The following is a 6,953-nucleotide window of genomic DNA, read 5'->3' on the forward strand; positions in this document are numbered from 1 at the left end:
TCGATCGACCTAACTCAGTCAAGGTCAGTGTCTTACATTCAATCAGTGCCTTAGAGGCCAGCATCAAGCTGTTTAATCGTTTTAGGTGAAGTTCTGGGCAGTATTGGTGTAAAGAATGTTGTAGGATATTGGCTTCGCGCATCTTGTTGTCCAAGTGTAGTTTTTAGCGAAACCATTTGATCATGCAACAAGATGCGCTTCCACCCTAATTTGATGATTTATTTGTAAATCATCAGGGGATTCTTCAGGGCTATAGCTGTTATCTAGATTAGTGCTACTGCCAATAACGGGATACCCTTGTTTATTAAACTTCATTTGCACCAAGTTTAAGTGGTTTTCAAAAATAGGCGTTAGCTTGCCATCATGGGTGTTGAGCCAATAGATATCCATCCGACTCGATTCATCGTGGTTCGCCATCACAACCAGCTGCTCAGGGTTATCCTTGGGCTGTTCCATGACGCTGTATTTCACCTTGTCATTGTGCGTCAGTTGCTGCTCTTTTGGCTCTATTTTGCCTTGGGGAGTTTCAAAGCTGAGTTTAAAAATTTGGGTGTTTTCATTTCCCCCTTTATCTTTCATAAAAAAGAGTTCGTTACTGTTTGATGACCATTCAAATTCTTTAATAGGTTCAATGGACTGCGTTAAGAGTGTCGCACTTGCAAGATTGCTTTTATCCGCCATTACATAAATATTGCTCGCACCTTGGTATTCCTTTGTGAAGGCTAACCATTTACCGTCGGCGGACATTTTTAAATGGTGAATATTTTGCTCATTGAAAAAATCTTCGATGGGAATGAGCGGCACTTGGGCTTGCTGGCTGTTAAGCCTATCCGTATTGGCTTTTTGCTCAGTGGTTGAGGTTGAACAGCTTGCGAGTAGCATAGCGGCAATAGCAGCACTGCATAACTGGCTTGTGAAGGAGGATAATCGCATTGTTGTAACCTTGAGTTGTTAGAAGTGACATCATGTTAATACGAAAATTAATTATCGTAAAACAATAAAATTATATTTCTTTGCAATATATTTTACCGAACGAGTATACTAGCCAAGGTTAGAGAGCGCTGGGATTGAATTAAATCTAGGATTGAGTGATGAATAAAAACATAGAAAAGTTAATAAAAATCAGTGCATTTTTCCGGTGGGTGATTTTGTTAGCCGCTACGATTGTGGTGGTGTATCTGGGTTATAGCTACTTAGTCCATGATGAGATACGTTTTGGATCGAATAATGGATTGTTACAAGCGCTATGGGTATCGCCTGATGCGAGTCAAACCCTGTTGCTGTTAATGTTAAGTCCATTGTTTATCACGTTTTTACTGGGTGTTTATTGGCTGCAAAAATTATTAGCCTACTATCAAGACGGCTTGTTTTTTAGCGACGAAAGTATGCATTGTTATCTGTGGTTGGTTTGGCTTAAGGTTGCCGCCTTAGTGATAGAGATACTGCAAACCTTAGGCGTAGGTTACTATCACAAGTCGCTTTTTGAGGATACCCGTATCGACTTGGCGCTCGATTTTGGCAATATCACTACGATTTTATTGATGTTGCTGATTGTTTATTTGCTTAAAGCTGCCCGAGATTTTGAGGCAGAAAACAAAGAGTTTGTGTAATTTTGGACATTATCGTTAATTTAGACGTCATGATGGCGATACGGAAGGTGAGTTCTAAGGAGCTTGCCAAAGCGGTTGGCATTACCGAAGCGAATTTATCCCTGCTAAAACGTGGCAAGGTGAAAGGCGTGCGTTTTGAAACACTGGCGAGTATTTGTGAGTACCTGTCGTGCCAGCCTGGGGATATTTTAGAATATCGTAAGAGTGATACATTGGACTGAGTTCTGCCGTTTTAGCCTTGTTCAACACATCCTAGGACGCACTTAGTTAAGTGCTATCCTAGGCCTGCCGTGGTTAGGCTTTAACCAGTGTAGTCAGATCCGCTGGGCGGTAGTAAACCGATTTTAGTACCTTACCTTGGCGAACCACTTTACCTGCCATTTCAACATCTTTAGCGCATTTGGCTATGATGAAATCACCTTGCTGACTACCGACAATTTCAACACCTTGCTTGGCATAGAAGGCAATGGTCTCGGCCAGTTCTTGCTCGTTACGGCACACTTTACTCATATTGCTCGAGTGGACTTCATCCCAGCAGCTAATAAAGTCGATTTCACGGTTTTGAGCCACGCATAGCAACAAGTCAATCAGGTAACTGATTTCGAGTCTGTCTGTCATGGCTTGTGCGCCTAAATGCACTAAACGCCCCATTAACACATACACAGAATCGACTATGGCATCGGCTTGCTCGATACGGCTATCGGCTTCGGCTAGTTCAGTTAACTCCTCAATAATCAGTGAAGTATGTAAGGTGTCGGCCTTGTCATCTAAAGAATCAACATCATTAACGGGCAAGTCGAAGGTGCTACGAAACTCACTGATATCACGATATAAGTGGTCATAAATAGGTTGAGTTAAGCGGGTGAGTTTCATCTGATTTGCCTTGAAATAAAGAGTTTGGCGGCAATTTTAAAGAAATGCGTCGCAGAATACAAAGATGGGGTAGAGATAAAAATACCCGCAGCCAAATAGGCGGCAGCGGGTTTCGGTAAATTTTGGCGGATGACCGAATGGAGAAATATATTGTGAGCCTGTGTTACTTGGTGATTATTGGCCGTATTTGGCAATCAGTTGATCAAGATAAGGGCCAACGTCTTTATCAGCCCAATCGAGATATCCCCGCACAAAACCGACAAGATTACCCTTAGCATCAAAAATATAACTGGCGGGTACGACATTCGCGGGAATGATTTGTTCTATGTTTTGCTCCGGGTCAAGCCAAGTGGCATAGCCGCTAAAGCCATGTTGGTTAAGAAAAGGGCGTACATCTTTAGATTCTTCATCGATAGAGATTGGAATGATGGCGATATTCTTCCCTTGATACTGCTGCTTAAGTTTTTGGAGTTCTGGAATTTCCCTTAAACAGGGGGCACACCAGGTTGCCCAAAGATTGACTAAAACCAATTTTCCTTGGTGCTGTTTTAGGGTTTGGGTTTGTCCTGATTCATCAATAAAGGGAACTTCTGGTACGCCGCGTGCGTGCTGCATTTCTATAAAACCAGTCATCACAAGGGGCTTAGGGAGGGGCTCTCCCGTACTGTAGAGTTTATTGTCTAGTGAGTGGGCTGAGCTGCTATTAGAAAACAGACCTAAACACACGAGTAGAACAAAGGGAAAATAGTGTAATTTCATCTGGTTATCCTTTACTTTTAAATAGTCGTTTGTGTTTTTCTACGGGTTACCAATGCGAGACACAACCCAACACCAAGCACTAATAACAGCAGTGGCCCAAACCAAAGTGCGAAGGTGGAGGCCTTAAATTCAGGTTGATAACGGATTTTTTGACCATAGCGTTGCACCATAAAATCGATAATCTCATCTTGGCTTTGCCCCTGTTCCAGCATCGAGAATATTTGTGCTTTGAGCTCGTGGGCGATTGGCGCCTGTGATTCAAATAGGCTTTGATTCGTCGCCATAGGGCAACGCAGCACTTTACTGATATCTATTGCCTGTTGCTGGTAGGAAAGGCTTGATATGGGCTGAGCTTGCGCTACGGATAAGCATGGGATCCCTATCCCACATAAGGTGATAGGGAGCAGTAAGACTAAAAAGCGCAATATTGGATTCATTAGGCAAGCGTCTCCTTTGGTTTGTGATGGGATAGGCTAAATAAGGTTGTTAAATCAGCTTGAGAGCTGAAACGACGAGTAGGCCAAGCGGCAATCGCCCCACCTAGCATCATAAATAGGGCACCAAGCCAGATCCAACTCGCAAGGGGTTTATAGCTGATACGGATAAGGTATTCGTTATCACTTAATTGCAGCCCCATGGACACATAAATATCCCGCCATAAACCGTGGTCGATACCCGCGTGGGACATTTCCATCCCATTACTTTTAAAGGTTTGTCGTTGTGGTGTGATATAGCCTAAAACCCGTTCATCATTCGTGGCATCGCGGATACTGATATTGGCTTGAATGGCGGTAAAGCTGCTCGTTTCAACATTCTCTGTGCTTTCATAAACTAAGACATAACTCGCCAAAGGCTTACCTTGACCAGGCCCCATTCTGAGTAGGGCTTCCTGTTCAAAAAAGGAGACGGATGTCGCTCCAATAATAGTGATAGCCACCCCAAAGTGGGCGAATAGCATGGCGACAAACCCTTGTTTTGATGACTTAACGGGAGGATTTAAGCCATGTTCGCTGCAGTTTTGTGTTAATTGACGGGCATATATTCGTCTACCTAATCCCGAGGCTGCCAATATCGTGAGCAATAAACACACTAGCAACCAAAGTGCTGCGGCAGTGCCAAGGAGTAAAAATAAGCTATTGCCCGAGGCGGCCTGTAAGCTTACCCAGCCAGCGACGGCTAATATCACTAGGCTAGGAATGAGCAAGGAAGTGATACGAGTCTTTGAGGCATTTTGCCATTGCACTATTTGCCATTGCACTAAGGGCGCAATGCCCATTAACAGGACAAGCAAGAAAGTGAGGGGGACAAATATAGCGTTGAAATATGGGGCGCCCACTGAAAGTGTGCCTAAATCCAGTAGCTCATAGATCAAAGGGTAAAATGTACCGAGTAATACGGAAAACGCTGCTACGACTAAGATAACGATCCCGAGCAGTAACAGCGTTTCCTTACTGAAAAGCGCGAAAGTCACATCCTGTTTTAAATGATGGGCTTTGAGTGCAAAAATGAGTAACGCAGCCCCAACAAAAATCACTAATAAGCAGAGGATTGACATGCCACGGGTCGGATCGGCGGCAAAGGCATGTACCGATTGCACTATGCCGGAGCGCACCAAAAAGCTACCGAGTAAACTGAGTGAAAATGCCAATAAGCACAGCAGCAAAGTCGTGATTTTAAAGCCATGAGTACGTTGAGTGAGAATGAGGGAATGCACTAATGCTGTTGCCACAAGCCAAGGAATAAAGGAGGCGTTTTCTACCGGATCCCAAAACCACCAACCACCCCAACCCAGTTCGTTATAGGCCCACCAAGATCCAAAGGCATTGCCGCCCGTTAGAAACACCCACGCTAATAATACCCAAGGTCGTAAATAGTTAATTTGACGAGTATTAAAACCACCACCGAGCAGTGATGCTAACGCTGCAGCAAAGCAAACGGTGAGGCCAACATAACCAAGAAAGAGCATGGGCGGATGCAGTATGAGTCCTATGTCTTGCAAAATGGGGTTAAGATCTCGCCCTTCAATCGGAATGTTAGGTAATAAGCGGGCAAAGGGATTAGAGGTAAAGAGTAAAAATAAGTTAAAACCAAGGATCACTAATGCCAAAATAGCCAACAGTCTCGCAAAATACAGGGCGTCTTGGTATTTATCGCTGGCCTTATCTTGAGTGCAATCCGCCATCTTTATGCGATAACTGATGATCGCCCCCCAAAGGGCAATCGCAAATATCCAAAACAGCATTGACCCTTCGTGGCTGCCCCAAACGGCGGCCACTTTATAACCCAATGCTAATTGGCTATTCGAGTGGTTTGCGACATAAGCAACAGAAAAATCATCAGTCATAAAGCAATAAATTAAGCAAAGAAGTGAAGCAAATACTGAGGTAAATATGGCTCTAAAGAGTGTCGGGCTTAATCCCACCAGATAGGCATTATTCTGCTTAACACCGATTAAGGTCAGTGCTGCAGAAAATAATGCCAATACGCTACTAATGATCAGTAATATATGTCCAATTTCTGGAAGCATAGTTGTCATTTATTATGCCTTAGAATAATGTGGTCGCGGTAATATAGTGTTTACAGTTGGCTATTTTACCTATGTGATTTTCACATGCTGATTTTTATTAAATTTGCTCAGAAACTTGAGTTATTTTCTTATGATTTTAAATGTACATATAAGTTATTCGTAGTAAAAGTCAGTTTAATCACAAGCTTTAATCACTGTTGATTTTAAGATTAGTCGAGTTTTGCATTTAATAATGTGATCTTATCCGTTATTAAATCATTCCTTTTTACGCTTGATGTTTTTTGAAAAATAAAACGCATTTTTAGTTTTTTTTATAACTGAAATGTGCTTTTTAACTTCTAAAAAACAAATGGCATTAATTTTATAAGTTATTGTATTTTATTTGTTTTAATTGATTTTATTCATCTTGATTTATCAGCGCAAATTTAGTGTGCTCTAGCTCTGATTTTTAATGGTTTTTTGCCTCCACCATGCTGTAACTGGTCAATTGTTTATGTCGCTCAGTGAGCAATTAGGTTCAGTGGAAAATATAAAACTAATGATAATTAGGAGTGAATGATGAAACGATGGAAATCCAAAATAGCACTCAGCGTGCTGTTTTGTTTAGGTACTATCGTCAGTGTGGCCGGAATAGCATCCGATGCTAAACCGGGCGAGGTAAAGCCTGGCTATGGTAATAAACAACAGAGTGCGGAAGCTCAGGAAATTATGGCTAATCCCGATCTAACACTAGAGTCCCGTGGTGTAAGAACACTGCAGGATTATATTGTTCAGGAAAAAGAGTTGTTTGATTTTCTTTTTGAAAATCATCCGGTATTTAAATATGCCGAGCAAGGTCGTTTAAAAGGAACCTATAAGGTCAGTGACCGTGGTGAAGAATACTTACACGGTGGTGATAGCCAAAAATATAGCCAACATCAAGAGGGCAATCGCCCTATGGCACTGAAGGATCCCCTCATAAATCAGCCATAGCATAGCCATATTTGAGCAACTGATTGGCGAATAATACCCAGGCCGCCAGCAATTCTTTCTCCGTGATTTGATAATCAGGCCGCCTGAGTACCTCCAATCCCAAGCGAATCGTTGAGAGTACCGTTCGATGCCCAATGGTATTGGCCTGAAAATGCTTATCCCAGCCCTGTTGCTGTGCGTGTAAACCAACTAGCCACAACAGGCATTGAACC

The 6,953-nt window shown here is 42.6% G+C and carries 7 protein-coding genes and 3 pseudogenes; 3 read left to right on the forward strand and 7 right to left on the reverse strand.

The window, feature by feature from the left end; genetic code table 11:
• Together L5M10_RS22840 and L5M10_RS22845 are read right to left on the reverse strand one after the other, a co-directional pair.
• Window positions 1-142 (reverse strand): annotated as a pseudogene (locus tag L5M10_RS22840) (IS4 family transposase); the annotation flags it as partial.
• A gap of 38 nt (window positions 143-180) precedes the next feature.
• On the reverse strand, window positions 181-933 hold the full coding sequence (locus L5M10_RS22845; protein WP_263256011.1) for a TolB family protein: 753 nt from the start codon (window positions 931-933) through the stop codon (window positions 181-183).
• Between the two features lie 158 nt (window positions 934-1,091).
• On the opposite strand from L5M10_RS22845, the gene L5M10_RS22850 reads away from it, so the two are divergent.
• Both L5M10_RS22850 and L5M10_RS22855 read left to right on the forward strand, forming a co-directional pair.
• Window positions 1,092-1,610 carry a DUF2975 domain-containing protein gene (locus L5M10_RS22850; RefSeq protein ID WP_173247795.1) on the forward strand — a complete coding sequence of 173 codons (519 nt, stop codon included), beginning with the start codon at window positions 1,092-1,094 and terminating at the stop codon, window positions 1,608-1,610.
• A 2-nt stretch (window positions 1,611-1,612) separates the two neighbouring features.
• Window positions 1,613-1,831 (forward strand): helix-turn-helix domain-containing protein, encoded by a 219-nt coding sequence (locus tag L5M10_RS22855; RefSeq protein WP_168827743.1) that lies wholly within the window; start codon window positions 1,613-1,615, stop codon window positions 1,829-1,831.
• Between the two features lie 73 nt (window positions 1,832-1,904).
• Here L5M10_RS22855 and L5M10_RS22860 read toward each other — a convergent pair whose 3' ends face one another.
• From L5M10_RS22860 to L5M10_RS22875, 4 genes are all read right to left on the reverse strand, one after another.
• Window positions 1,905-2,483 carry a nucleoside triphosphate pyrophosphohydrolase family protein gene (locus L5M10_RS22860; protein ID WP_105250355.1) on the reverse strand — a complete coding sequence of 193 codons (579 nt, stop codon included), beginning with the start codon at window positions 2,481-2,483 and terminating at the stop codon, window positions 1,905-1,907.
• A gap of 174 nt (window positions 2,484-2,657) precedes the next feature.
• Window positions 2,658-3,242, reverse strand: coding sequence for a TlpA family protein disulfide reductase (locus L5M10_RS22865; RefSeq protein WP_105250354.1), 585 nt, complete (start codon window positions 3,240-3,242; stop codon window positions 2,658-2,660).
• A gap of 17 nt (window positions 3,243-3,259) precedes the next feature.
• Window positions 3,260-3,679 carry a cytochrome c-type biogenesis protein CcmH gene (locus L5M10_RS22870; protein ID WP_105250353.1) on the reverse strand — a complete coding sequence of 140 codons (420 nt, stop codon included), beginning with the start codon at window positions 3,677-3,679 and terminating at the stop codon, window positions 3,260-3,262.
• On the reverse strand, window positions 3,679-5,778 hold the full coding sequence (locus L5M10_RS22875; protein WP_263256012.1) for a heme lyase CcmF/NrfE family subunit: 2,100 nt from the start codon (window positions 5,776-5,778) through the stop codon (window positions 3,679-3,681). Before L5M10_RS22875 ends, L5M10_RS22870 begins: the two co-directional genes overlap by 1 nt.
• A 549-nt stretch (window positions 5,779-6,327) precedes the next feature.
• Between L5M10_RS22875 and L5M10_RS22880 the strand changes: the two are divergent.
• Window positions 6,328-6,717 (forward strand): annotated as a pseudogene (locus tag L5M10_RS22880) (cytochrome C); the annotation flags it as partial.
• A gap of 7 nt (window positions 6,718-6,724) precedes the next feature.
• Here L5M10_RS22880 and L5M10_RS22885 read toward each other — a convergent pair.
• Window positions 6,725-6,953 (reverse strand): annotated as a pseudogene (locus L5M10_RS22885) (IS4 family transposase); the annotation flags it as partial.

Source organism: Shewanella sp. SM32, assembly GCF_025654235.1.
GTDB classification, from domain to species: Bacteria; Pseudomonadota; Gammaproteobacteria; order Enterobacterales; family Shewanellaceae; genus Shewanella; species Shewanella oncorhynchi.

Coding starts and splice junctions, on each gene's coding strand:
- L5M10_RS22845 (WP_263256011.1), bottom strand. CDS start 933: ATGCGATTATCCTCCTTCACAAGCCAGTTATGCAGTGCTGCTATTGCC.
- L5M10_RS22850 (WP_173247795.1), top strand. CDS start 1,092: ATGAATAAAAACATAGAAAAGTTAATAAAAATCAGTGCATTTTTCCGG.
- L5M10_RS22865 (WP_105250354.1), bottom strand. CDS start 3,242: ATGAAATTACACTATTTTCCCTTTGTTCTACTCGTGTGTTTAGGTCTG.
- L5M10_RS22860 (WP_105250355.1), bottom strand. CDS start 2,483: ATGAAACTCACCCGCTTAACTCAACCTATTTATGACCACTTATATCGT.
- L5M10_RS22875 (WP_263256012.1), bottom strand. CDS start 5,778: ATGACAACTATGCTTCCAGAAATTGGACATATATTACTGATCATTAGT.
- L5M10_RS22870 (WP_105250353.1), bottom strand. CDS start 3,679: ATGAATCCAATATTGCGCTTTTTAGTCTTACTGCTCCCTATCACCTTA.